This is a genomic window from Streptomyces pyxinae (assembly GCF_024756275.1).
Lineage (GTDB): Bacteria > Actinomycetota > Actinomycetes > Streptomycetales > Streptomycetaceae > Streptomyces > Streptomyces pyxinae.
In genome coordinates this window covers 99,457-122,135 of sequence record NZ_JANUGQ010000004.1, presented here as the reverse complement: position 1 = coordinate 122,135, position 22,679 = coordinate 99,457, and the positions used below count along the sequence as shown (strand labels likewise).

General features: G+C 72.5%; 18 protein-coding genes. 10 read left to right on the top strand and 8 right to left on the bottom strand.

The annotated features are described in order from the left end of the window. Positions 1-317: 317 nt before the first annotated feature. From NX801_RS06865 to NX801_RS06855, 3 genes are all read right to left on the bottom strand, one after another. Positions 318-1,775, bottom strand: coding sequence for a catalase (locus NX801_RS06865; RefSeq protein WP_258786196.1), 1,458 nt, complete (start codon positions 1,773-1,775; stop codon positions 318-320). A gap of 191 nt (positions 1,776-1,966) precedes the next feature. Beyond that, a complete protein-coding gene (locus NX801_RS06860) occupies positions 1,967-2,881 on the bottom strand; it encodes a 2-hydroxy-3-oxopropionate reductase (RefSeq protein ID WP_258786195.1) in 915 nt (304 codons plus the stop codon). A gap of 62 nt (positions 2,882-2,943) precedes the next feature. Continuing rightward, the gene (locus NX801_RS06855; protein WP_258786194.1) at positions 2,944-3,801 is read right to left on the bottom strand and encodes a TIM barrel protein; all 858 of its coding nucleotides are present in this window, start codon (positions 3,799-3,801) and stop codon (positions 2,944-2,946) included. Positions 3,802-3,992: 191 nt separating this feature from the next. Between NX801_RS06855 and NX801_RS06850 the strand changes: the two genes are divergently transcribed. The 8 genes from NX801_RS06850 to NX801_RS06815 all read left to right on the top strand — a co-directional run bounded on the left by NX801_RS06850 (position 3,993) and on the right by NX801_RS06815 (position 11,974). Further along, positions 3,993-4,247 (top strand): YkoF family thiamine-binding protein, encoded by a 255-nt coding sequence (locus NX801_RS06850; protein WP_258786193.1) that lies wholly within the window; start codon positions 3,993-3,995, stop codon positions 4,245-4,247. Between the two features lie 53 nt (positions 4,248-4,300). Beyond that, a complete protein-coding gene (locus NX801_RS06845) occupies positions 4,301-4,621 on the top strand; it encodes a helix-turn-helix domain-containing protein (protein ID WP_258786423.1) in 321 nt (106 codons plus the stop codon). Between the two features lie 190 nt (positions 4,622-4,811). Next, positions 4,812-5,318 (top strand): 2-oxo-4-hydroxy-4-carboxy-5-ureidoimidazoline decarboxylase, encoded by a 507-nt coding sequence (gene uraD / locus NX801_RS06840; protein ID WP_258786191.1) that lies wholly within the window; start codon positions 4,812-4,814, stop codon positions 5,316-5,318. 248 nt (positions 5,319-5,566) lie between these two features. Then, positions 5,567-5,983, top strand: coding sequence for a hydroxyisourate hydrolase (uraH, locus tag NX801_RS06835; RefSeq protein ID WP_258786189.1), 417 nt, complete (start codon positions 5,567-5,569; stop codon positions 5,981-5,983). Positions 5,984-5,991: 8 nt separating this feature from the next. Next, entirely contained in the window at positions 5,992-6,942 is a 951-nt protein-coding gene (gene pucL, locus NX801_RS06830) for a factor-independent urate hydroxylase (protein WP_258786188.1), read from the top strand. A gap of 61 nt (positions 6,943-7,003) precedes the next feature. Next, positions 7,004-8,398: a nucleobase:cation symporter-2 family protein gene (locus NX801_RS06825; RefSeq protein WP_258786187.1), complete on the top strand. Its 1,395-nt coding sequence runs from the start codon at positions 7,004-7,006 to the stop codon at positions 8,396-8,398. A gap of 84 nt (positions 8,399-8,482) precedes the next feature. After that, positions 8,483-9,871 carry an 8-oxoguanine deaminase gene (locus NX801_RS06820; RefSeq protein ID WP_258786186.1) on the top strand — a complete coding sequence of 463 codons (1,389 nt, stop codon included), beginning with the start codon at positions 8,483-8,485 and terminating at the stop codon, positions 9,869-9,871. 753 nt (positions 9,872-10,624) lie between these two features. After that, the gene (locus tag NX801_RS06815; protein WP_258786422.1) at positions 10,625-11,974 is read left to right on the top strand and encodes a nucleobase:cation symporter-2 family protein; all 1,350 of its coding nucleotides are present in this window, start codon (positions 10,625-10,627) and stop codon (positions 11,972-11,974) included. A 343-nt stretch (positions 11,975-12,317) separates the two neighbouring features. On the opposite strand, the gene NX801_RS06810 is transcribed toward NX801_RS06815, so the two are convergent. Beyond that, positions 12,318-12,866, bottom strand: a complete 549-nt coding sequence (locus tag NX801_RS06810; protein ID WP_258786185.1) for a TIGR03086 family metal-binding protein — start codon at positions 12,864-12,866, stop codon at positions 12,318-12,320. A 1,596-nt stretch (positions 12,867-14,462) separates the two neighbouring features. On the opposite strand from NX801_RS06810, the gene NX801_RS06805 reads away from it, so the two are divergent. Beyond that, positions 14,463-16,583, top strand: coding sequence for a hypothetical protein (locus tag NX801_RS06805; protein WP_258786184.1), 2,121 nt, complete (start codon positions 14,463-14,465; stop codon positions 16,581-16,583). Positions 16,584-16,730: 147 nt separating this feature from the next. Here the strand turns inward: NX801_RS06805 and NX801_RS06800 are convergent, their stop codons facing one another. Then, positions 16,731-17,147, bottom strand: coding sequence for a hypothetical protein (locus tag NX801_RS06800; RefSeq protein ID WP_258786183.1), 417 nt, complete (start codon positions 17,145-17,147; stop codon positions 16,731-16,733). A gap of 177 nt (positions 17,148-17,324) precedes the next feature. Between NX801_RS06800 and NX801_RS06795 the strand changes: the two genes are divergently transcribed. Further along, positions 17,325-18,281, top strand: coding sequence for a fibronectin type III domain-containing protein (locus NX801_RS06795; protein WP_258786182.1), 957 nt, complete (start codon positions 17,325-17,327; stop codon positions 18,279-18,281). A gap of 132 nt (positions 18,282-18,413) precedes the next feature. Here NX801_RS06795 and NX801_RS06790 read toward each other — a convergent pair whose 3' ends face one another. From NX801_RS06790 to NX801_RS06780, 3 genes are all read right to left on the bottom strand, one after another. Continuing rightward, a complete protein-coding gene (locus tag NX801_RS06790; RefSeq protein WP_258786181.1) occupies positions 18,414-19,742 on the bottom strand; it encodes an FAD-dependent monooxygenase in 1,329 nt (442 codons plus the stop codon). A gap of 190 nt (positions 19,743-19,932) precedes the next feature. Beyond that, entirely contained in the window at positions 19,933-21,552 is a 1,620-nt protein-coding gene (aceB, locus tag NX801_RS06785) for a malate synthase A (RefSeq protein ID WP_258786180.1), read from the bottom strand. A 308-nt stretch (positions 21,553-21,860) separates the two neighbouring features. Then, positions 21,861-22,496 carry a nucleotidyltransferase family protein gene (locus tag NX801_RS06780; RefSeq protein ID WP_258786179.1) on the bottom strand — a complete coding sequence of 212 codons (636 nt, stop codon included), beginning with the start codon at positions 22,494-22,496 and terminating at the stop codon, positions 21,861-21,863. Positions 22,497-22,679: the final 183 nt, after the last annotated feature.

Below are 22,679 nucleotides of genomic sequence, written 5' to 3'. Positions count from 1 at the left end.
AGGCCGGCGCGACGGGACATTCGCGCCGCCGGACGGGGCCGGTGGGGGAGGAGGTGGAGACCGCGGCGGGCGCGACGGAACTCCGGAGGGCCCGTCTTCAGGTCAGGCGGGTGGGTCCCCGGTTCCTCGCCACCGCACTGGCGCGCGCGCCGCCGCGGTCCTCCTGCCGTCCGTGGCGCCGGACCACCCCTCGACGGGCCCGTGCCGCGGACTGCGCACGAGGGCCGGCCTCCCGCCGACCGTCGTACGCGGTCTTGTCGTCCTGCTGTTCCCCGGTGGAACGTCTTCGCTCCCGGCGCGCGGGCCCGGGGCGGCGCTCACTTCTCGCGCAGGTCCCGGACCGCTTCCTCGACCCGGCGGCCGTACTCGGGGTCGGCGGCGTGGAAATGGGCGAGGATCCTCTCGATGACGTCCTCGCGCGAGACCTGGGAGAGGCCGCCCGCGATGTTCGCCACCAGGCGCGCCCTCTCGTCCTCCGACATCAGCCGGTAGAGCTCGCCCGCCTGGAAGAAGTCGTCGTCCTTGGTGTGCTGCGGGGCGGCGTGCGTGCCCGTCCATCCCCGCACCTCCAGCGGCGCGGTGAGCGGCGCGCCGGTCTGGGCGGGCCCGGCGTAAGAGTTGGGCTCGTAGTTCTTGTCGTGGCGGGAGCCGCGGCGGGTGGCCATCAGTCCGTCCCGGCCGTAGTTGTCGGCCACGGCGGCCCGCGGTGCGTTGACCGGCAGCTGGGTGTGGTTGACGCCGAGGCGGTAGCGATGGGCGTCCGCGTAGGCGAACAGCCGGCCCTGGAGCATCTTGTCCGGGGACGGGCCGATGCCGGGGACGAAGTTGTTGGGCGAGAACGCCGCCTGCTCGACCTCGGCGAAGACATTGTCCGGGTTGCGGTCGAGCACCAGCCGGCCCACCCGCTTCAGCGGGTAGTCGGCGTGCGGCCACACCTTGGTGAGGTCGAACGGGTTGAAGCGGTAACCGTCCGCCTCGGCCGCCGGCATGATCTGGACGTACAAGGTCCAGGACGGGTGCATCCCGCGCTCGATGGCCTGGAGCAGGTCGGTCTGGTGCGAGTTGGCGTCCCGGCCCACCGTCTCCGCCGCCTGCCCGGCGGAGAGCGAGCGCACGCCCTGGTTGGTCTTGAAGTGGTACTTGACCCAGAAGACCTCGCCGTCGGCGTTGTTCCACTGGTAGGTGTGGGAGCCGTAGCCGTTCATATGGCGGTACGAGGCGGGGATGCCCCGGTCCCCCATCAGCCAGGTGACCTGGTGGGTGGCCTCGGGGGAGTGGGCCCAGAAGTCCCAGACGTTGTCCGGCTCCTGGCGCCCGGTGAAGGGATCGCGTTTCTGGGAGTGGATGAAGTCGGGGAACTTGATCGGGTCCCTGACGAAGAATACCGGGGTGTTGTTGCCGACGAGGTCGTAATTCCCCTCCTCGGTGTAGAACTTGACAGCGAAGCCCCGGGGGTCGCGGACCGCGTCCGCGCCGCCGAGCGAGTCGGCCACCGTCGAGAAGCGCAGGAACAGGTCGGTCCGTTTGCCGACCTCGGAGAGGAAGGCGGCCCGGGTGAAGCCGGTGATGTCGTCGGTGACCTCGAAATGGCCGTACGCGCCGGAGCCCCGGGCGTGCACCACCCGCTCCGGGATGCGCTCACGGTTGAAGCGCGCGAGCTTCTCCAGCAGGTGCTGGTCCTGGAGGAGCAGCGGACCGCCGGCACCGGCGACCGCGGAGTTCTGGTTGTCGGCGACGGGGGCGCCGGACTCGGTGGTAAGCACGCGCTTCGACATCGTGACCTTCCGGTACGTACGGGGGCTGCGGGCGGTGCGAGGAGCGTAGGTTCGCCCCGGAGAGAGCGTCAACAGTTTGTTGAAAATGGAGGAGGTGCTTCCGGATGGCGCCGGCGCCTGGGCGCGACAGGACAGGGTGTCGGCGCCGGCGCCACCCGGAAATCGGTGGCCCGCCGCAGGAGCGGGCGGGGTCAGACCTCCGCGCCGGAGAGCCGTTCGACGGCGCGCAGCAGGGCGGAGTGGTCGAGCCCGCCGTCGCCCTGGGCGCGGAGGGAGGCGACCAGTTGGGCGACCACGGCGCCGGCCGGCAGTGCCGCGCCCACGGCCCGGGCGGCGTCGGTGACGATGCCCATGTCCTTGTGGTGGAGGTCGATGCGGAAGCCCGGAGCGAAGTCCCGGTTGAGGAAGTTGTCCCTCTTGCGGGCGAGGACGGTGGAACCGGCCAGCCCGCCGGCCAGGACGTCGAGCGCGGCGGGGAGGTGTACGCCGGACTTCTCCAGGAAGACCACGGCCTCGGCGCACGCCTGGATGTTGACGGCGACGATCAGCTGGTTGGCCGCCTTCACCGTCTGTCCGGAGCCGTGCGGTCCGCAGAGCACGACGGTCTTGCCGAGGGTGCCCAGGAGGGGCCGCGCCCGGTCGAAGTCGGCCTGCTCGCCGCCGACCATGATGGAGAGCACGGCCTCGACGGCGCCCGCCTCGCCTCCGGAGACGGGGGCGTCCAGTACCCGGATCCCCCGCTCGGTGGCCGCCTTCGCCAGCTCGACCGACGTTCCCGGGGTGATGGAGGACATGTCGATGAGCAGCGTGCCCGGCCGGGCGTGGGCCAGGATGCCGTCCGGGCCATAGGCGACCGCCTCGACCTGCGGGGAGGCGGGCACCATCGTGATGACGACGTCGGCCTCCCGGACGGCCTCGGCCACCGACCCCGCGGCCTTGCCGCCGGCCGCCGCGAGCCGGTCCAGCTTCTCCTGCTCCAGTGTGTAACCGGTGACCTGGTAACCGGCCCGCACCAGGTTCTCGGACATGGGGGAGCCCATGATGCCGAGCCCGATCCAGGCGACGGACGGCAGAGGCTCCGGGGTCTGCCGGGAAGGAGTACTCATGTCGGGGTGCCTCTTTCGCGAGCGGGGAGTGAGGGGGCGGGAGTGCGCGAAGGTGTGAGAGGTCAGTGCGCCGCGCGCAGTGGGCGGGGCAGCCAGTCGAACGCGTCCGCGCTCGGCCGGTCGCCGGGCTTGTACTCCAGGCCGATCCAGCCGTCGTAACCCGCCTCGCGGAGCCGGTCGAGCAGTCCCGCCAGCTCCAGGTCACCCGTGCCGGGGGCGCCCCGGCCCGGATTGTCCGCGATCTGGACGTGGCCGGTCCTGCCGGCGTACCGGTCGATGACCTCGGGCAGGTCCTCCCCGTTCATCGACAGGTGGTACAGATCCAGCAGGAACTTCGCGTTGCCAAGCCCGGTGGCCGAGTTGACCCGGTCGGCCACCTCGACCGCGGCCGAGGCGCTGACCAGCGGATAGTCCGGCGACTCAGGGCGGTTGAGGGCCTCGATCAGCAGGACCGCTCCGACCCGGTCGGCGGCGCGGGCGGCCAGCGCCAGGTTCTCCAGGGCAAGTTCGTCCTGGCGGGCCGGGTCCGCGCCCGGGATCCGGTTGCCGTAGAGCGCGTTGAGGGCGGCACAGCCCACCGAGCCGGCGAACTCGGCGGCCACCTCGACATTGGCGCGGAACCGGTCGGACTCCTCACCCGGTACGGAGAGGGCGCCCCGGTCCGGTCCCGGAAGCCGGCCGGCGTAGAAGTTCAGGCCCACGAGCCGGGTACCGGCGTCCTCCAGCGCCTTTCGCAGACCGTCCAGCTCGCCCCGGGCGGGCGTGGGCGTCTCGATCCAGGGCCACCACAGCTCCACCGCCGTGAAGCCCGCCGCGGCGGCGGCTGCGGGGCGCTCCAGGAGTGGAAGCTCGGTGAAGAGGATCGACAGATTCACATCGAAGCGCCGGTCCTTGTCGGCGTCTTCGGGGAAGCGGGCCATGAGGGCGACGCTCCTTCCGTATAGCGGAATCTACTTTCTGCTTAACGGAAGAGTGTATCCAGTCGGCGCACCTGTCAAGGGTTGAAGACCGACCGGTCGCCACTGGTCACCGGGTGGTCTCGTGCGCCGGCGGGTTTCCGCCCGGTTGGCCGAGGAGCATCGCTCGGAGGGTCCGGCGCTACGGTGAGCCCATGCAGCGATTGAGGGTCGAGTTCACGACGGAACCGTTCGATCTGGACGAGGCGCCCGCCCATGCCGTGGTGGCGCGCGAGGTCATCCAGGGCGCCCCGCTGGACGCGGTGGACGTCGGGCCGTTCGGCAACACCGCCGAGGGTGGCGCCGACGCCGTGCTCGACGCGGTGGGGGCACTGCTGCGCCGCACCCTGGAGGCCGGGGCCACCCGGGTCTCGCTCCAGGTCAATGTGATCGGGGAGGCCGACAAGTGACCGAACTCCGGGACCATCCGCTGGTCGCGGCCGTGAAGCCGCTGGTGGACGCCATGGGCGGGGAGCTGCTCGTGCCCGAACGGGCCCAGCCCGACGACGTGGTGCTGTCCTGGGAGGGAGAGGACGTGGTCGCTGTGCGGCTGCCCCAACTCGCCGACTCGCTCGACCACATCCTGGCCGCCCTGGAGCGACGGCACGGCAAGCCGCTGGCGGAGCTCGACCGCAAGAGCAAGCAGGAAGTCGTCCGGACCCTGGAAGCGCGCGGCGCCTTCTCGGTGCGTCACGGCGTGGAGACCGTGGCCGGCGCCCTCGGGGTCAGCCGGTTCACCGTCTACAACTACCTGAACCGGGAGAACGCCGCCAAGGGCCAGTGAATCACCCGCCACTGACACGGCCGCCGTCCGGGAGTGACCGGGCGGCGGCTTTCCGCCGGACGGCGCGGAGGAACTCCATACCGAATCGTGTACAGAACTTTTCAACAAAGTGTTGACGTTGGGTCGGGCCGGGGCGTTAGCTGTCCGCAGCCCGTCCACAGCACGACGAGAAACAGCCACGGAGGCTCCCGTGACTTCGAGTCCGACGCCGGGCCTCACCCGGTTCAACACCTCTGCGGACAGCGAGGCGCTCGCCGCCCTGCACGAGGTGTGTGCCAGTTCGGTCTGGGGGAGCGCGCTGCTCGCCCGGCGCCCGTTCGCCACCACCGAAGCCCTCCTGAACGCCGGCGACGCCGTCATGGCCGAGCTGACCGAAGGGGATCTCGCCGAGGCGATGGCCAGGCACCCGCCCATCGGCCGCCCCAAGCCCGGCGACCCGGTCTCCGCCCGCGAACAGCGCGGCGTGGCCGGTGCCTCCGAGCGACTCCGGGCGGAACTGCTCGAACTGAATCTCGCCTATCAGGAGAGGTTCGGGCACGTCTTTCTGATCTGCGCCACCGGCCGGACCGGGGAACAGATGCGCGACGCACTCCGGGACCGGATCGACAACCCGCCCGCCGTGGAGCGGGAGATCGTCCGTACCGAGCTGACCAAGATCAACCGTATCCGGCTGACCCGCCTGGCGGACGGCCCCTAGTCGCCCTCCGGCACCGCGCCGCTCAACGGTGGGGGCAGTACCGCGCCGGGCCCACCGGCAGCGGTGCGCACCGGTGCCGGCTCCTGGTCCGGGCGCCCGCCCGGAGTATTGCCGCGCGGCACGAGCGGGGGGCGGGCGCACCAACCCCGGCCCTGCGCGCGGGAGCACGGCTGCGAGCGCACGCCTGCGGGCTTCCCGGCCCGGACACACGCACACCATGCGCGCCACGCCCAAGGGGAAGAGAGCACATGAGTACGGAAACCACCGCCTCGGTGTCCACGCACATCCTGGACACCAGTGCCGGGCGCCCCGCGGCGGGCGTCGCCGTCCGGCTGGCCGCCCGGACCGGCCGCTCGGCGGAGTGGACGGCGCTCGGGGGCTCGGCCACCGACGCGGACGGGCGTTGCAAGGATCTGCCGGCGCTGCCGGAGGGCACCACCCATGTGCGTCTCGACTTCGACACCGAGGCGTACCTCAGGCGCACGGGCACCGGCCCGCACGTCCCAGACCAGCAAGCCGAGGCGCAGCAGGACGCCCCCCGCATCAGGGACAGCGGTGTGTTCTTCCCGGAAGTGGCGATCACCTTCGCCGTCACGCCGGGCGAGCATTATCACGTACCGCTGCTGCTCAACCCGTTCGGCTACTCCGTTTACCGAGGGAGCTAGCAGACACCATGACCGCCCAGCCGCCCCACTCCGCCCGCCCCGTGATGCTCGGTCAGAACCAGTACGGCAAGGCGGAGAACCGCGTCGTCCGGATCGTCCGGGACGGCGACACCCACCACATCAAGGACCTCAACGTCTCCGTCGCCCTCTCCGGTGACATGGACGACGTCCACTACTCCGGCTCCAACGCCAGCGTACTCCCGACCGACACCACCAAGAACACGGTGTTCGCCTTCGCCAAGGAGCACGGGATCGAGTCGGCCGAGCAGTTCGGCATCCACCTGGCCCGCCACTTCGTCACGAGCCAGGAGCCGATCCACCGGGCCCGCATCCGGATCGAGGAGTACGCCTGGGAGCGCATCGACACCTCCGAGGCCAACTCCGGGTTCATCGGAGCTGAAGAGGTCAGGCACTCCTTCGTCCGCAGGGGCCAGGAGACCCGCCTGGCCGAGATCACCTACGACGGCGAGACCTGGCAGATCATATCCGGGCTGAAGGACCTGGTCGTGATGAACTCCACCCACTCGGAGTTCTGGGGGTACGTCAAGGACAAGTACACGACGCTTCCCGAGGCGTACGACCGCATCCTCGCCACTGAGGTGTCCGGCCGCTGGCGATTCAACTGGAACGGTGACGACCAGAAGACGCCGCACTGGGAGAAGTCCTACGAGCAGGTGAAGAAGCACATGCTCCAGGCTTTCGCCGAGACCTACTCCCTCTCACTTCAGCAGACTCTCTATCAGATGGGCGCGCGCATCATCAACCACCGTACGGAGATCGACGAAGTGCGGTTCTCGCTGCCCAACAAGCACCACTTCCTGGTCGACCTCGAACCCTTCGGCCTCAAGAACGACAACGAGGTCTACTTCGCGGCTGACCGCCCCTACGGCCTCATCGAGGCCACCATCCTGCGGGACGGCACCGAACCGCTGATCCCGGTCGACCTGACCAACCTCTGACGCCAGGCCGCCGACCGCCCTGCCCACCCGGCGGGGCGGCCCCGGACCGGAGGGAACAGCCATGGCACAGCCAGCGCCGGGGCCCATGCGCGGCCCCCGCCCCACCCCACCGGTGACGGTCCCCTGTCACCCGGTGGACGAGAAGCTCCCTGTCACGCGGCTCGTCCCCGCCGCGCTCCAACACATCGCCGCGATGTACGCGGGCGTCGTCACCCCTCCGCTCATCGTCGGGCAGGCGGCCGGGTTGGACACGGCCGCCATGACCCGGCTCATCGCGGCGAGCCTGCTCGTCGCCGGACTCGCCACCCTGCTCCAGACCCTGGGCCTGGGTGGCTTCGCCGGCAACCGGCTGCCGTTCGTCAACGCGGCGTCCTCGGCGGGCATCGCACCGATGCTCGCCATCGCCGAAACCAGCGCTCCCGGTCATCAACTGCCGGCCATTTACGGGGCGGTGATGGTGGCCGGAGCCTTCTGCCTCGCCGTCGGCCCATTCTTCGGCCGGCTCCTCCGCTTCTTTCCACCGCTGGTCACCGGGGTCGTCATCACGCTCATCGGGGTGACCCTCATGCCCGTACCCGTGGCCTGGGCACAAGGCGGCGACCGGGGCGCAGCCGACTTCGGTGCCGGGAAGCACCTGGCGCTCGCCGCCTTCACCCTGGTGGTGATCCTGCTCTTCCAGCGCTTCGGCCGGGGCTTCGTCAAGCAGATCGCCCTGCTGCTCGGCCTGTTCTGCGGCACCCTCGCCGCCGTCCCGTTCGGCCTGGCCGACTTCGGCGCGCTGCGGGAGGCACCGGTCGCCGCGCTGCCCGCTCCCTTCGCCTTCGGCGCCCCCGAATTCCATCCCGCCGCCATCCTCTCCCTCTGCATCGTGATGCTGGTGCTGATGACCGAGTCCAGCGCCGGGATGCTGGCCCTCGGTGAAATCTGCGAGCGGCGAACCGACGGCCGTACCATCACCCGTGGCCTGCGCACCGACGGCCTCGCCACCCTGCTCGGCCCCGTCATCGGCACCTTCCCCACCTCCGCCTTCGCCCAGAACGTCGGTGTGGTCTCACTGACACGTGTCCGCAGCCGCTATGTCGTGGCCGCGGCCGGCGGCGCGCTGCTGGTGCTCGGGGCCTTCCCGGTGCTCGGCGCCGTTGTCTCGCTCGTCCCGATGCCCGTCCTGGGCGGCGCCGGGATCGTGCTCTTCGGCTCCATCGCGGTCAGTGGCATCCGGACCCTCTCCGAGGCCGGACTCGACGACAGCTCCAACATCATCCTGGTGGCCGTCGCGCTGGGTGCCGGCATCATTCCACTCGCCGCCCCCACCTTCTACGAACGCTTTCCCGCCTGGGCGCAGACCGTGCTCGGCTCCGGCATCAGCGCCGGGGCCCTCGCCGCGGTTCTGCTCAACATCTTCTTCCACCATCTCGGCACCCGCGGCCGCCCGGCCGCGGCACTCGAATCCTCCTAGGGCCCTGCCGTGCCCGCCGCCGAATCCCGGCCGGATTCCCGGATACGCGGGAACCAACACCGCCTCTCACGACAAGGAAGCACCATGGCACCTTCGGCAGCCACCCGGCGCACCGTGATCGAGAACTGCGCGATCGCGACCGTGGACGCCCAGGACACCGAGTACGCCTCGGGCCACATCGTCCTCGCGGACAACCGGATCGAATCGCTCGGCGCCGGCCGTGCCCCGGAGACTCTGGAGAACGTGGTCCGTCGTGTCGACGGCACCGGGCATCTCGCCACACCCGGCCTGATCAACACGCACCACCACTTCTACCAGTGGATCACCCGCGGCCTCGCCACCGACCACAACCTCTTCGACTGGCTCGTCGCCCTCTACCCGACCTGGGCGCGGATCGACGAACACATGGCACACGCCGCCGCCCAGGGTTCCCTGGCGATGATGGTGCGTGGCGGCGTCACCACCGCCATGGACCACCACTATGTCTATCCGCGCGGCGCCGGTGACCTCTCCGGTGCCATCATCCGGGCCGCCGCCGACATGGGGGTCCGCTTCACCCTCGCCCGTGGCTCCATGGATCTCAGCGAGAAGGACGGCGGACTGCCGCCGGACTTCGCCGTCGAGTCCCTGGACGACGCACTCGCCGCCACCGAGGAGACCGTCCGGAAGTACCACAACTCCTCCTTCGACGCCATGACCCAGATCGCGGTCGCCCCCTGCTCGCCCTTCTCCGTCTCCACCGAACTGCTCAAGCAGGGCGCCGAGCTGGCCCGCCGGCTCGGCGTCCGGCTGCACACCCACGGCTCCGAGACCGTGGAGGAGGAGCGGTTCTGCCAGGAGAAATTCGGTATGGGGCCGACCGACTACTTCGAGTCCACCGGCTGGCTCGGCGAGGACGTGTGGATGGCCCACTGTGTCCATATGAGCGACTCCGACATCGCGGCCTTCGCCCGTACCGGCACCGGTGTCGCCCACTGTCCCTCCTCCAACGCCCGGCTCGCGGCCGGCATCGCCCGCGTTCCCGACATGCTCAGGGCGGGCATCCCGGTGGGCCTCGGCGTGGACGGCACCGCCTCCAACGAGTCCGGCGAGCTCCACACCGAACTCCGCAACGCCCTGCTGGTCAACCGCCTGGGCGCCCACGGCGAAACCGCCCTCAACGCCCGTCAGGCGCTGCGCCTCGGCACCGCCGGCGGGGCCCGGGTGCTCGGCCGAGCCGATCAGATCGGCTCACTGGCGACCGGCAAGCTGGCCGACCTGGTGCTCTGGCGGCTCGACGGGATCGGCCACGCTTCGATCGCCGACCCGGTCACCGCCCTGATCTTCGGACCGCCCGCCCCGGTCACCGCCTCCTTCGTCGACGGGCGCCAGATCGTGGAGAACGGGCGGCTGCTCACCGCCGACGAGGAGGCCATCGCGCGCACCACCCGCGACGAGGCCCGCCGCCTCGCCCGTATCGCCGCCGGCGACTGAGCCGGTCGCTCCCAGAACTCCGGTCGGGGGGGACGGCCCCCGACCGGGCGCCGGGGACCCGAGCGGGGTGCCCGGCAGCCGGACGGAGGGCGCCGGCCCATGATCGGGCCGGCACCCTCCGGACGGTGAACCACCCCCACCCGACCGTTCGCGGTCCCGTCTCCGGTACCTTTCACGGCTCCGGCCGCCGACACCCCCGGCGGTCCGACCGCCCGGCGTACTCCCCGCTCCGGCCTCGCCGGTGACACGGCAACAGCGCCATCTCGCGCACGTGCCGTCGGCGGCGATCCCGCCGGGGGGCCTCCTCCGCACCAACCGGGCCGCCCGCCATCGCCACCGGGGCACCGCGCCGAGCCCCACCGCGCGGCCGGCTTCTCTCACCGGTGCCGGCCGTGCGGTGACCGCCGATCCGGTCTCCAGCGGCCCAGGACGACTCGCGGTGGCCGCCCCCGTCACCACCCGAAGCCCGCCCCGCCACGCGCGCCGTACCGCACCGAGCGCCTTCCGCACCGCGTCCCGCCCGCACGCACCGGCCGTACGGCACCACATCGCGCCGCACCGCACGAACCGCACCACCTCCCTGACACCCGCGTCGACCGACGACGCGTAACCGACCGGAGGACCGCCGTGACCGCTCAGCCGAGGTCCAACACCGCTGCAGAGCCCGCCGACAGCCCCACCGCGCAGCCCGCGCCCGACGGCGCTCCCGTCGACCGGAGGCACCCGGTCGACGAGACCCTGCCGCCCCTGAGGATGCTCACCAGCGGGCTGCAGCACGTCGCCGCCATGTACGCGGGTGTGGTGGCACCGCCCCTCATCGTCGGAGCGGCCGTGGGCCTTTCCGGCACCGAACTCACCTTTCTGACCGGTGCCAGCCTCTTCACGGCCGGTCTCGCCACCTTTCTCCAGACCCTCGGGATCTGGCGGATAGGCGCCCGGCTGCCGTTCGTCAACGGCGTCACCTTCGCCGGGGTGGCCCCGATGCTCGCCATCGTGGACAGCACCGAGGACAAGTCCGATGCCATACCGCTGATCTTCGGGGCCGTCATCGTGGCGGGAGTTCTGGGCTTCCTGGCCGCCCCGTTCTTCAGCAAGCTGGTCCGGTTCTTCCCGCCGGTCGTCACCGGTACCGTCATCACCCTGATCGGTGTCTCGCTGCTTCCCGTCGCGTTCGGCTGGGCCCAGGGGCCGAACCCGCGCGCATCCGACTACGGGTCGGCCACCCATCTGACACTGGCCGCCGTCACCCTCGTCCTGGTCCTGCTGCTGCGCCGGTTCACCCGCGGGTTCGTCAAGCAGATCGCCGTGCTGCTGGGGCTGGTGCTGGGCACCCTGGCCGCCATCCCCTTCGGCGCCACCGACTTCGGCCCGGTCGTCGAGGCCGACCTGATCGGCTTCCCCGCTCCCTTCCACTTCGGGCCGCCGCGGTTCGCGGTGGCCGCTGTCGTCTCGATGTGCGTGGTGATGCTGGTGTCCATGACCGAGTCGACCGCCGACATGCTGGCGCTCGGAGAGATCGTGGACAAGCCGGCCGACGAGCGGACCATCGCGGCCGGGCTGCGCGCCGACACACTGGGCTCCGCTCTCAGCCCGCTTTTCAACGGTTTCATGTGCAGCGCCTTCGCCCAGAACATCGGGCTCGTCGCCATGACCCGCATCCGCAGCCGGTTCGTGGTCGCGACCGGTGGCGGCTTTCTGGTGCTGATGGGCCTCTGTCCGGCGGCCGCGTCGCTGATCGCCGTGGTCCCGCGCCCGGTGCTGGGCGGTGCCGCCGTGGTGCTCTTCGGCTCGGTGGCCGCGAGCGGCATCCAGACGCTCGTGAAGGCGAGCCTGGAGAAGGACAACAACGTGCTCATCGTGGCCGTCTCGCTCGCCGTCGGCATCATTCCCATCACCGCGCCGGAGTTCTACCACGCCTTCCCGGAAACCGCGAAGATCATCCTGGACTCCGGCATCTCGACCGGCTGTGTCGCGGCCGTCCTGCTCAACCTGGTCTTCAACCACCTGGGCGGGCGCCGGGACGACGACGAGGTGACCGCCCCGATGGAGCCCGGTGAGGAGATCTCCGGCACTCGCGCTCCGAGGGCCGCGCCGGCTCACTGAGGCGGCTCGGCCGGTGCCCGGAGCCGTCCGGGGGCGGCCCGGCCGGTTCGGACCCGCTCCGGTCCGGGGGCCTCGGCTCACCTTCCGGGGCCCGGTGCGGTTGACGGCGCCGGTCCGGTCGTCCCGGTTGCCGGTGCCGGCGCGCCGGCCGGTGGTGCGGGCCCCGGCACCGGAACCTCTCCGGACGCCGGCGCCCGTCCGGCTGCCGGGGCGGGGCCGGCGACCCGCGCCTGCCCGGCTCTCCTCGCCTGGCCGGATACCGCGTCCCGCTCCGTCCGGCCGCCGTGTCCGGTCCGCCCGGACCCCTGTACCGGGCGGAACGTCCCTCCGGGCGCCGGCGGGATCAGCGGTCCGGACGCCAGTCAGGGCGCCGACCAGCGAGGCCCACCACCCGGTCGAGCAGCGGAGCCCCGTCCGGGACGGGAACGGGCGGGCCGAACGGACTGCTGTCTTCAGGGCCGTCACTCGCGGCGGCCAGCATCTCGTACGAGACCCGGAGCGATGCCTCGTCGGGGGCGTAGTCCTGACCAGTGGCGCGAGCCAGGTCCCAGCCGTGGACGACCAGCTCGTCGAGCGCCACCGCGCCCGCCACCTCTCCCGGCAGGGTGAGCCCGCCGGCCCGGGTGATTCCCTGCCAGGCCGACGGGTCCCGCCAAGCCTCGGCCAACTCGGTGAGAAGCCGGGGGAGTGTGATCCGCCAGTCGGCCCCCAGGACCGGCCGGGCGGCCTCCGGATGGGTGTCGGTGGCCGGTCCGAAGCGCTTCCGGGCGGCTTCCCGGAAGGCCGACGACAGGACGGCGACATGTCCGAGCAACTCTCCGACGGTGTACTCGGGGCAGGGCGTCGGCCCGGAGAGCCGGTCGTCGGTGACGCCTTCCAGCAGCCGGACCATGCCATGAGCCGCCGGACCCAGGTCCGGGGGCTCCGATCCGGCGTCCGGGCCGTCGGGCCGGTCCCGGTCCGCGGTGGCGGGTCGGCCTGAGCGCCGCTCAGGCGTCGGGCGGCCCCCGGCGGGTGCTGTGGCGGCAGGGGTGTCGTGCGGGCCCTGAGCGCTTCGGAAGTCTCGTGTCTCGTCCATACCCGTGCTGACTCTCCGGGCGTCGGCGATTCATCGGTCGGCTGCCCGATCCGGCGCGTACCGCTGCCCGGCCGTACCTGCCGGGACGACGAGGCGGCGCCCGGCGGTGTGCCGGGTCGCGCCGAACCCGGGCCCTGTGACGGCGCGGCCGGAGACGGTGAAGCGACGCCCGGCGGCCGCCCGCCGGCCGCCGGGGGCGGCGGAGCGCTCGACGGCGCCGGGTCCGCCGCCCCCGGCGGCCCGGCGGAAACCACGCGAGCCGGGTGCCGGCGGCTGCCCGCCGACGCGGTGCGGGCCGGCAGCGAGCCACTCGGCGCGGACTTCCGCCGCATCGAGTTCCCAGCCGGTGGTGTGCCGGTCGACCGCTCACGACCGGCCGCCGGCGAACCGCCGGCCGTCCGCGGTCCGGCGGTCGGGCTCGCGCCGTCAGCCGGCACAGGCTCGTCGCGGTGGTGACCGCCGTCCACCCGATCGCGGCCTCCGGCCCCGTCCACGCGCGGTGTGCCGCGCTCCGTCCCGGCAGCGGAGAGGGCGCCCGGCGGCCCGGGCGGCACCTCCGGCCGGTCACGCCCGGCCTCCTGCCGCCCCCTCGCCGCATCGTCCGGCCCAAGTCCGTGATCCCTGCCCTTCGGCGCTGCGGGCGCCGCCACGTCCGGTCCTGCCGACAGCTCCGCCCGGTGCCGGCACTCCGCCGCGAGCCGGGGGTATGCCCGGGCGATGGCTCCGTACACCCGGGCCCGCAGCAGCCGTTCCGCCTCGGCCCGGCCGGTGTCGCCGAACAGCCCGTCCAGCAGGGTCTCGTACCGCCGCAGCGCATGGCGCAGATAGGCGACCTGGCCCCGTGCTCTGCCCTCCGGCGTGTCCGGTGGTGCCCCCTGCCCCAGCAGGCCCCGATGCCGGGACGCCCGCGCCTCCAGCTCGGCTTCCGACAGCACCGGCACCCGCAACTGCTCGGCGCGGATCCCGGCCAGCACCGCTTGTCGCCGCCGCTCCGCCGCCACCCGCGCGGCCGTAGAGCCCGGCCCCGAAGCCGCGGCACACGCACCGAATTCCGGAGCTCGCTCCACCGCCTCCACCCGGTCCAGCAGATAGAGCCGCACCGGGGCGAGCGACCACTGCCGTGGATTTCGCCCCTGCAAGTCGGGCTCGCCGAGCAGCGCACTCACCATGGCGTCCGTCCAGCCGCGCCGACGCAGTGCCGGAAGCGTCACAAAGGTCATACGGTCCCGCATGGGGTTCCCCTCCCGGATGTCGCATCCGCATGGTCGTGAGATCGTCACGCAAAGTGACGGAGATCAGTGAAGCGCATCCCACTGACAACGGCCCCGGGCAAGCGCGTCCGTTCACCCGTTCGTATGGTCAGGCCGTGGCAGGGGCCTCGCCGGTGGCCGCCGCCCATACGCTCCCGGCGTGACCCGTACCACTGCGCTGAACACCGGACGTGACGACTTCCTCCGCTGGGTGGCGGACGAGCGGGGGCTCGACCTGCCGGCCCGGCCGGTGGACGCCGTCCTCGCCCTGCTCTCCCTCAACGGGGCCGACCGCCGCTCCGGGGTGCCCGAACCCACGCCGCCGCTGGTCCGCCGGCTTCTCCACGAAGATCTGCCGGTGCTGCTCCAGGTCACTCCCGACGAACTGGCCGCCCTGCCGGACGTGCTCATCGCGCTCGCCGACCGGGCACGGTCGACCCACCGGCTGAACGCCAAGCGCCACGCCCGGCTGCTGGAGACCGTGGGCCACGCGGTACCGGACTTCGAACGGGCCATGCGGGACCCGCGCAATCTGACCTGGCCGCGCTGGTACGCCGCGCTGCTCACCGCCGATGGAGTCGACCGCGACGACTCCGGAGCGGTACGGGAGTGGCTTGCCGCTCTCGACCGGACACCACGCGGCGAGCGGCCCCCGCTTCCCGGTGGAGTGCACCGGGCCCACCTGGCGGACCGCACCTTCGCCGCCCGGACCCTGCTCACCGAGGCGCTGCTCGGCGCGGCTGCCCGGGATGCCAGGGGTGTCCCGACTGCCGGACCGCTGCTGACGGACCCGCCCCGGACGGCGGAGGAATGGGAGGAGCTGGCCGACGAACTGCTGGGCCGCTGGACCGCCGAGGGACTCGGCGCGGCGCTCGCCGGGCCCCGCTCCGACCTCGCCCCCGGTCCTGAGTCCCTGCCGCATCTCGCTCTCGCGGACCGGTTGCTCGACGAACACCTCGACTACTACGGGCGCTCCGACGCTCCACTGCTGCCGCCTTCCGGGCTGCCCGCCCCCGGCGAACTGCGGGCCCTGTTGCACGCCGCCCCGCTGCCCGCCGCGCTGGCCCGTGGAGCCGAAGCGCCCGGTCTCGCCGGAAGCGCCGCGGCCCCGGACGGCGCCGCCCTGCGGGAGCTCGCCGAGCGGTGCGGCTTCCCCGGGCCGGCCGGTGGTGTCTGGAGCGAGGGCACCCCCGAGGAACTGGCCGAACTGGCCGCCGACATCCTGACCGCCACCGTGGAGCGGATCGCCGCCGAAGCCGCACCCGCCGACGCCTACGCCCCGGACGCGTCCCATCTGCTCTACGCGCTCTACGAGCGGGGCGGGATGCCCGACTCGGTGGCCCGCGAGGTGGCGGATGTGGCCGGCTGGGAGCTGGACCCCAAGGTGGTCGAATCTCCGGTGCCCGTCCCCGGAGCACCCGTACCGGGTCCGTACGTCCTCCCTGCCGCCGATCGGCTGGGGCAACTGCTGGGCCGGGTCGCGCCGGACGAGAGCGAGCGGTCCTCCCTGGAGAGGCCGGCCCGGTCCCTTGCCGCCGTGCTGGACCGGCTGGCCGCCACCGGCTGTCTCTTCCGGTCCGGTGACGCCTACGGTCTGACTCCCCTGGGCAACGCCGCCGTGCGTCACGCCCTGCTGGCGGGTCAGGTCGCCGCGCCCTTGCGGGACACCGTCCTCGGCTGGGATCCGGACGAACTGATCGCGGCGGCCGACAGCTGGTCGGGACCGGCCGCCGTGGCCGCCCTCGCGGACTGGGTCGCCGGGCACGGGGGAGGCGACGACACCTGGCGCATCCTGCTCGCGGCCCTCTCCCGGATCCACACCACCCACGGGGAGGGGCCCAAGTCGGTGTTCACCCTGCTGAAAGCGGCCGGGATGCCTTCGGCTCCGGTCCGGGAGGTGCTCACCGACCCCGTACTGGGCGGATACGCGCGCCGCCTTCTCGTGTCGCGGGGGGAGGAGGCACCGGAGGCGGTGGTGCCCTACTCCGCCCGGGCCGTCCTTCTCGACGAGGAACTGATGGCGCACTGGCTGGCCGACCTGCGGGCCCGCCGTGCGGCCGAGCCGGCAGGGCCGGACGACCGGTCCGCGCCCGGCGCCCTCGTCACCGCTTTCGACACCGCGGCCGCGGGCTGGCCCGGTGGCCCACAAGCTCTGCTGGCGGCGCTGGCGGCGGCCGGGCCGCACAGTTTCACCATCTACACCAAGGACCTGGCCGCGAATCACCCTGACGCCCGGGTACGGCGATGGGCGACGCGGGTGGCGAGACAGCCGGGGACCTGAACCGGGGCCGGCCGTAAACAGCCGGCTGTCCTGCGGCCGCCACACTTCCTCCGCTGCCCGGCACACCGCGGCCGGTCGTCGCAGGGGGCCGGCGCCCCGGCTCCGCGACAGCCGCCGTCCCCCGCCGTGGTTCCTTCGAGCGGTCCGTCACCTCGTCGTCCTGGATCGGCGCTTGGCCGCCAGCCCCGGCAGGCCGGCCAGCCCGCCGAGGAGACCGGCCAGCAGAAGGCCCCACGTCGGAACGCCGGCCGCCTGCCAGGTGGGACGGTCCAGATTGGCGTGGATGATGGTCAGCTGGACCGCCACCAGGAAGCCCCCGCCACCTCCGAGGATCGAGACGCACCACGCACGGACCGCCGGACGCGCGGTCAGCCCCCGCCTCCACAGGGCCGCCACGACCGCCACGACCACCGTCCACAGCGCGGTGGCCACCACCGGGGTCACCCAGAGCGGCATCGACCCGTCCGGGACGTCCGAAGTGGCCCGCCAGTGCGTCGCCACCGGGTCCGGCAGCCGGTGGCGCAGCAACGACGGAGGTACCAGCAGCGTGCACCCCACCACCATCCAGATCGTGAACAGAGCCCCTTCTCGGCCTCGCCGCTTCGTCACAACCTGTCCCGTTCCCATTCGACTTCTCCCGTCGCCGATCGTGCGCCCGGTACGACCGGCCCCTTGATGCGGGCCGCCGGGTATGCCATACAGGTCTGGACCAATTCAGCGTCCGCCCGTGGAGGCCAGGCCGTGCAACGCCCCCTCGTCCCCGCCGTGTCGGCAGTCCTCGCCGTCCTCGCCCTCACCGCCTGCGGCGGTCCTGAGGAGCACCGTGACACCGAACGGCCCTCTGCCCCCGGGGGAGTCACGGCGCAGGCGAGCAGTGCCACCTCGGTGCATGTGATGTGGCGGCCCGCCACCGACGACCGGGCGGTGACCGGCTATGAGGTGTTCCAGCAGGGGAGCAGGGTGAAGACCGTCACCGGCGGCCGGGTGATGACCGATGTGGACGGGCTCACCCCCCGGACGGCCTATCGCTTCAGCGTCCGCGCCCGGGACGCGGCGGGGAATCTCTCGGTCACCAGCACCGCCGTCCCCGTGACCACTCCGGTCGACAGACCGGACGACCGTACGGCCCCGAGCCGCCCCACCCGTCCGCACGGCGCCGTCGTCAGCGGTCACGAGGTGGTCCTCGGCTGGGCGCCCAGCAGCGATGACACCGCCGTCACCGCCTACGACATCTACCAGGAGGACTCCCGCGTCCACAGCGTCGGCGGCGGTGAGACCACCGCCCGGATCACCCGGCTGCGCCCGGGCACCGTCTACACGTTCACGGTGCGGGCGCGCGACGCCGCCGAGAATTCCTCGCCGGACAGCGAGGCGGTCGATCTCACCACCCCCACCGCACCGGGTGCCCGGCCGGTGACCGCCCCCGCGGCGCTCACCGCGACCGCCGTCAGGGGCGCCGTTCGGCTGACCTGGACCCCGCCCGTCACCGGGGCGCCGGTACGGGAGCACCAGCTGTACCTCGACGGAAAGTTCGCCACCACCATCGTCTGGGGCGGCCCGCCGCCCACCGGGACGGCGAGCTACACCTTCACCGTCACTGATCCGCCCGGCACTCGTTACAGTGTCAAACTGCGGGCCCGGCTCCCCGATGGCACCTGGGGTGGCTTCTCGGCCCAGCGCACCGTTGTCACCCGGTAACCCCCCACGGCGCTCCATGGGCTCAGCACGGCCCCGTCGTCGGGGCGGGCCGGCCGTACGAGCTGCCGGCACCCGGACCCCGCCCCGGCCGGTGGCAGCCGACGGTGCGGGGCGCGGGGGAGAGGCTCCTGTTCACGACGTACCGCCACGCAGCCGCCGGCCGCCGAATGATCCGGTGGTGTCCGTCCTCCGCCACCACTCGTCCAGTCCTCGCCGGTCCATGGCGGCCCAGTCGGGAGTGGCCTCGACCAGAAGGTGCCCCAGACGGCGGCCCAGCTCCACCATGGTGCGGCCGACAGAGGCGCGGTCGGCGTCGTAGGCCGCGAGCCCCTCCGGCCAGTCGGCCGCGCCGGTCAGGGACCGTTCCAGGGCGGTGGCGTCCTGGAGTGCTTTCACCGCTCCCGCTCCCGTGTGCGGGCGGGCGACGGTGGCCGCGTCACCGGCCAGGAGCAGCGCACCGCCGGCGTACCGGGGCGCCGTGAAGTCGTAGATCGGCTGGAGGAACAGCTCGTCCGGCGCGGTGACCCGCACCATCTCGGCCCAGTAGGGCGGCAACTGCTCCTCGACGAGCCGCAGCAGTCGGCGCCGCAGCGTCTCGGTGACCGTCCGGGCAGCGGCCGGAACGGCGCCCGTCCCGTCGTCAACCGCCGAACCGGTGGAAGCCGTTCCGACCGTGGTGTCCGCCTCGCCGGGGGCGGGGGCGCCGGTGCGCGGACGGGGGAGGAGGGCGGCTGCGGCGTCGTGGTCCGGGGGAGGTGTGGCGTACAGTACCCAATTGATCCGCAGTCCGCCCCGGCCGTCCGGTATGCGGTAGGCGATGACATGGCCGCCCGGGAAGACCACATAGGCGCATTCGTCGTCCGCCCAGCGCTCCGCCTCCGGCAACCGCTCGGCGGGATAGGCTCCCCGCCACGCGACATATCCGGCATACTCGGGTCGTACCGGCTCGCCTGCCACCGCCTCACGTATCACGGAACGGTAGCCGTCCGCACCGATCACCAGGTCGTAGCGGCCGGTGCCGGAGGTGGTCACCAGCTCCGCCCCGGGGGCGCTGCCGGCGCCACCGGAGTGAGCGGTCACCGACTCCACCGCGGTCGCCGCGCGGAACTCGACCGAGGCGGGCACCCGCTCGCGCAACTCCCGCCACAACGGACCCCAGTTGTAGGTGCGGAACGGGAAGGTCATCGTGTCGATGACCCGGCCCATCGCGGACGTGCCGTCACCGACATACCAGCGCCGGTGGTTTATCGGAGCCGACGGCATGTCGCCGTCCAGATACCCGGCGGCCTCCAGCTCGGCATAGCGTTCGCCGTGCACGGCCAGTCCGACGCCCCGCTCGGCGAGGTGCGCGCCGGACCGCTCGAACACCGTGATCTCGGTCGCTCCGCCCCGGTGCACGGCCAGCGCGGTGGCACAGCCGGCGATACTGCCGCCCACAATGGCGACTCGTTTTCCCTGCATGATGCAATCATGGCATCACGGCCCCGGGAGCGAGGCGGCTCAAGGGGCCGTGATGGCGAAAGGCTTTCGCCCGAGCGGCGGTTGACAGTGTCCCGTGAGCGTTCCGGCCGCTGTACGGCGATGATACGGACGCCGGCCCCGACCGGCCGGGCACCAGCGGGCGCGGTCGGCCGGGGCCGGCGGGCCGGACTCAGCCGGTGAGCTGTTCGTAGGCGGGAAGGGTCAGAAAGTCCGTGTAGTCCTCGTCCAGTGAGACCGCGAGCAGCAGATCGTGCGCCTGCTGCCACTTTCCTGCGGCGAACGCCTCGTCGCCCAGTTCGCCGCGGATCGCCGCCAGCTCTTCGGAGGCGACCCGGCGGGCGAGTTCGGGTGTGGCCTTCTCGCCGTTCTCGAAGACGACTCCGGCATTGATCCACTGCCAGATCTGCGAGCGTGAGATCTCGGCCGTGGCGGCATCCTCCATAAGGTTGAAGATGGCCACCGCGCCCAGCCCGCGCAGCCATGCCTCGATATAACGGATACCGACCTGCACCGCGTTGCGCAGCCCCGCGTACGTCGGCTGGGCCTCCAGCGAGTCGATGGCGATCAGGTCGCCTGCCGCCACCGAGACGTCCTCGCGCAGCCGGTCCTTCTGGTTCGGCCGGTCGCCCAGGACGGCGTCGAAGGAAGCCATGGCGATCGGCACCAGGTCCGGGTGGGCGACCCAGGAGCCGTCGAAGCCGTCGGCGGCCTCCCGGTCCTTGTCGGCCTTGACCTTCTCGAAGGCGATCCGGTTGACCTCCGCGTCGCGCCGGGACGGGATGAACGCCGCCATGCCGCCGATGGCGTGGGCTCCCCGCTTGTGGCAGGTGCGGACCAGCAGTTCGGTGTAGGCGCGCATGAACGGGGCGGTCATCGTCACGGCGTTGCGGTCGGGCAGTACGAACCGTGCGCCGCCGTCCCGGAAGTTCTTGACGATCGAGAAGAGGTAGTCCCAGCGTCCGGCGTTGAGGCCGGAGGCGTGTTCGCGGAGTTCGTAGAGGATCTCCTCCATCTCGTACGCCGCGGTGATCGTCTCGATCAGCACGGTCGCGCGGACGGTGCCCCGGGGGATGCCGGTGTATTCCTGGGCGAAGACGAAGATCTCGTTCCAGAGGCGGGCCTCCAGATACGACTCGGTCTTGGGCAGGTAGAAGTACGGACCCTTGCCGAGGTCGAGCAGACGCCGGGCGTTGTGGAAGAAGTAGAGTCCGAAGTCGACCAGCGCGCCCGGCACCGGTCGGCCGTCCACGGTCAGATGACGCTCGTCCAGGTGCCAGCCGCGAGGCCGTACCACCACGGTGGCCAGCTCCCCGGCAGGCTTGAGGGCGTACGCCTTTCCGGAGTTCGGGTCGGTGAAGTCGATGGCGCGGCGGTACGCGTCGATCAGATTGAGCTGCCCGAGGATCACATTCTCCCAGGTGGGAGCCGAGGCGTCCTCGAAGTCCGCGAGCCAGACCCGGGCGCCGGAGTTGAGCGCGTTGATGGTCATCTTGCGGTCGATCGGCCCGGTGATCTCCACCCGGCGGTCGTCGAGCGCGGCGGGTGCCGGGGCGACGCGCCAGCTCTCGTCCGCCCGGATGTGCGCGGTCTCGCTCGGGAAGTCGAGAGTGCTGGTACGGGCGATCTCGGCCCGCCGCTCGGCGCGCCGGGCGAGGAGCTCGTCCCGGCGGGGAGTGAACCGCCGGTGCAGCTCTGCCACGAAGGCGAGGGCCGCGTCGGTCAGGACCTCCTCCTGCCGGGGCAGCGGCTCGGCGGCGATGGCCAGCGGCGACGGCGCTGGTGCGGACATGGGCTGTCACTTCCTTCAGCGGGCTGCACGGGGCGCCGTCCCTTGTTCGGCGCGCCGGACGGGCACCGAGTGCCATGGCGACCGGGAGGCGGGGCGGGTGCCCCGTGGGCGGTCAATCGCTTCTGATCAGTGGATAGTAGTTTCCTTATGGTGGAAACTCAATGGTTTGTTGATGTCGAGATACTCCGGATCGACAGAATCCGGCCCGCGATGCCACCCCGTCCTCCCGGCGGCCCGGGGCGCGTTCCCGCCGGTCGCCGGAGCCGCTTGCCGAGCGGCCGCCCCGTTGGTGCGCCGGCGACCGGGCCTCACGTCTCCAGGCGGGCGAGGTCCGCCACTGTGTCGATGTCGTACGGCTCCGCCACGTCCGCGCACTCGATCAGCGTGATCACCGCCTCCTGGGCCCGGAGGTAGGCGCGGGCCCCCCGGTCGCCCCCGGCGCTCGCCGCCGCCTCCGGCCACCGGCAGGCCCCGAGCAGCACCGGATGGCCGCGCCGTCCGTCGTACGTGGCCGCCGCGAGCGAGGTGCGGGAGTCGTACGCGGCTGCCACCCGGGCCACCGCCTCGCCCCCGATGCCCGGCTGGTCGACCAGGGACACGAGGGCCGCGTCCGCTCCGGAACCGGCCAGTGAGGCCAGTCCGGCGCGCAGTGAGGAACTCATGCCGGCGGCCCAGTCGGGGTTCTCCACCAGAACGCAGCCGGGCAGCCCGGCCCGCTCGCGTACGGTGTCCGCGGCGGCGCCCAGCACGATGTGGACCGAGTCGCAGCCACCCGCCCACAGCGCCGCCGCGGCGTGCTCCACCAGAGGGCGGCCTCGGTGGAGAAGCAGGGCCTTGGGCCGGCCGCCCAGCCGCCGGCCGCCGCCGGCCGCCAGCAGCAGGCCCGCGATCACCGGTGCGTCATGGGCGTCCGGCGGGCCGGGAGGGTGCGTCTGGGGATCCATGCCCCCTGCATACCGCACCCGCTCCCGCGCCGGGCACCGAACGATGGACCGTCCGGTGCCGGGAGCAGGACGCGGCCCGCTGCCGACCGGTCTTCCCGGGGGTGGAGGTGCCCCGCCCGGCGCGCGGGTGCGAGGGGCGGGCGCCAGGATGGAGAAGAGGACGTCGACGCGCGGGAGGACCCC

Bases quoted from the DNA above. Each gene is read 5' to 3' on its own strand.
- aceB (WP_258786180.1), bottom strand. From the start codon at position 21,552: ATGTCCGCACCAGCGCCGTCGCCGCTGGCCATCGCCGCCGAGCCGCTG.
- NX801_RS06800 (WP_258786183.1), bottom strand. From the start codon at position 17,147: ATGGTGGTGGGGTGCACGCTGCTGGTACCTCCGTCGTTGCTGCGCCAC.
- NX801_RS06865 (WP_258786196.1), bottom strand. From the start codon at position 1,775: ATGTCGAAGCGCGTGCTTACCACCGAGTCCGGCGCCCCCGTCGCCGAC.
- NX801_RS06810 (WP_258786185.1), bottom strand. From the start codon at position 12,866: ATGGTCCGGCTGCTGGAAGGCGTCACCGACGACCGGCTCTCCGGGCCG.
- NX801_RS06850 (WP_258786193.1), top strand. From the start codon at position 3,993: ATGCAGCGATTGAGGGTCGAGTTCACGACGGAACCGTTCGATCTGGAC.
- pucL (WP_258786188.1), top strand. From the start codon at position 5,992: ATGACCGCCCAGCCGCCCCACTCCGCCCGCCCCGTGATGCTCGGTCAG.
- NX801_RS06825 (WP_258786187.1), top strand. From the start codon at position 7,004: ATGGCACAGCCAGCGCCGGGGCCCATGCGCGGCCCCCGCCCCACCCCA.
- NX801_RS06790 (WP_258786181.1), bottom strand. From the start codon at position 19,742: ATGCAGGGAAAACGAGTCGCCATTGTGGGCGGCAGTATCGCCGGCTGT.
- NX801_RS06815 (WP_258786422.1), top strand. From the start codon at position 10,625: ATGCTCACCAGCGGGCTGCAGCACGTCGCCGCCATGTACGCGGGTGTG.
- uraH (WP_258786189.1), top strand. From the start codon at position 5,567: ATGAGTACGGAAACCACCGCCTCGGTGTCCACGCACATCCTGGACACC.
- NX801_RS06855 (WP_258786194.1), bottom strand. From the start codon at position 3,801: ATGGCCCGCTTCCCCGAAGACGCCGACAAGGACCGGCGCTTCGATGTG.
- NX801_RS06860 (WP_258786195.1), bottom strand. From the start codon at position 2,881: ATGAGTACTCCTTCCCGGCAGACCCCGGAGCCTCTGCCGTCCGTCGCC.
- NX801_RS06845 (WP_258786423.1), top strand. From the start codon at position 4,301: ATGGGCGGGGAGCTGCTCGTGCCCGAACGGGCCCAGCCCGACGACGTG.
- NX801_RS06780 (WP_258786179.1), bottom strand. From the start codon at position 22,496: ATGGATCCCCAGACGCACCCTCCCGGCCCGCCGGACGCCCATGACGCA.
- NX801_RS06820 (WP_258786186.1), top strand. From the start codon at position 8,483: ATGGCACCTTCGGCAGCCACCCGGCGCACCGTGATCGAGAACTGCGCG.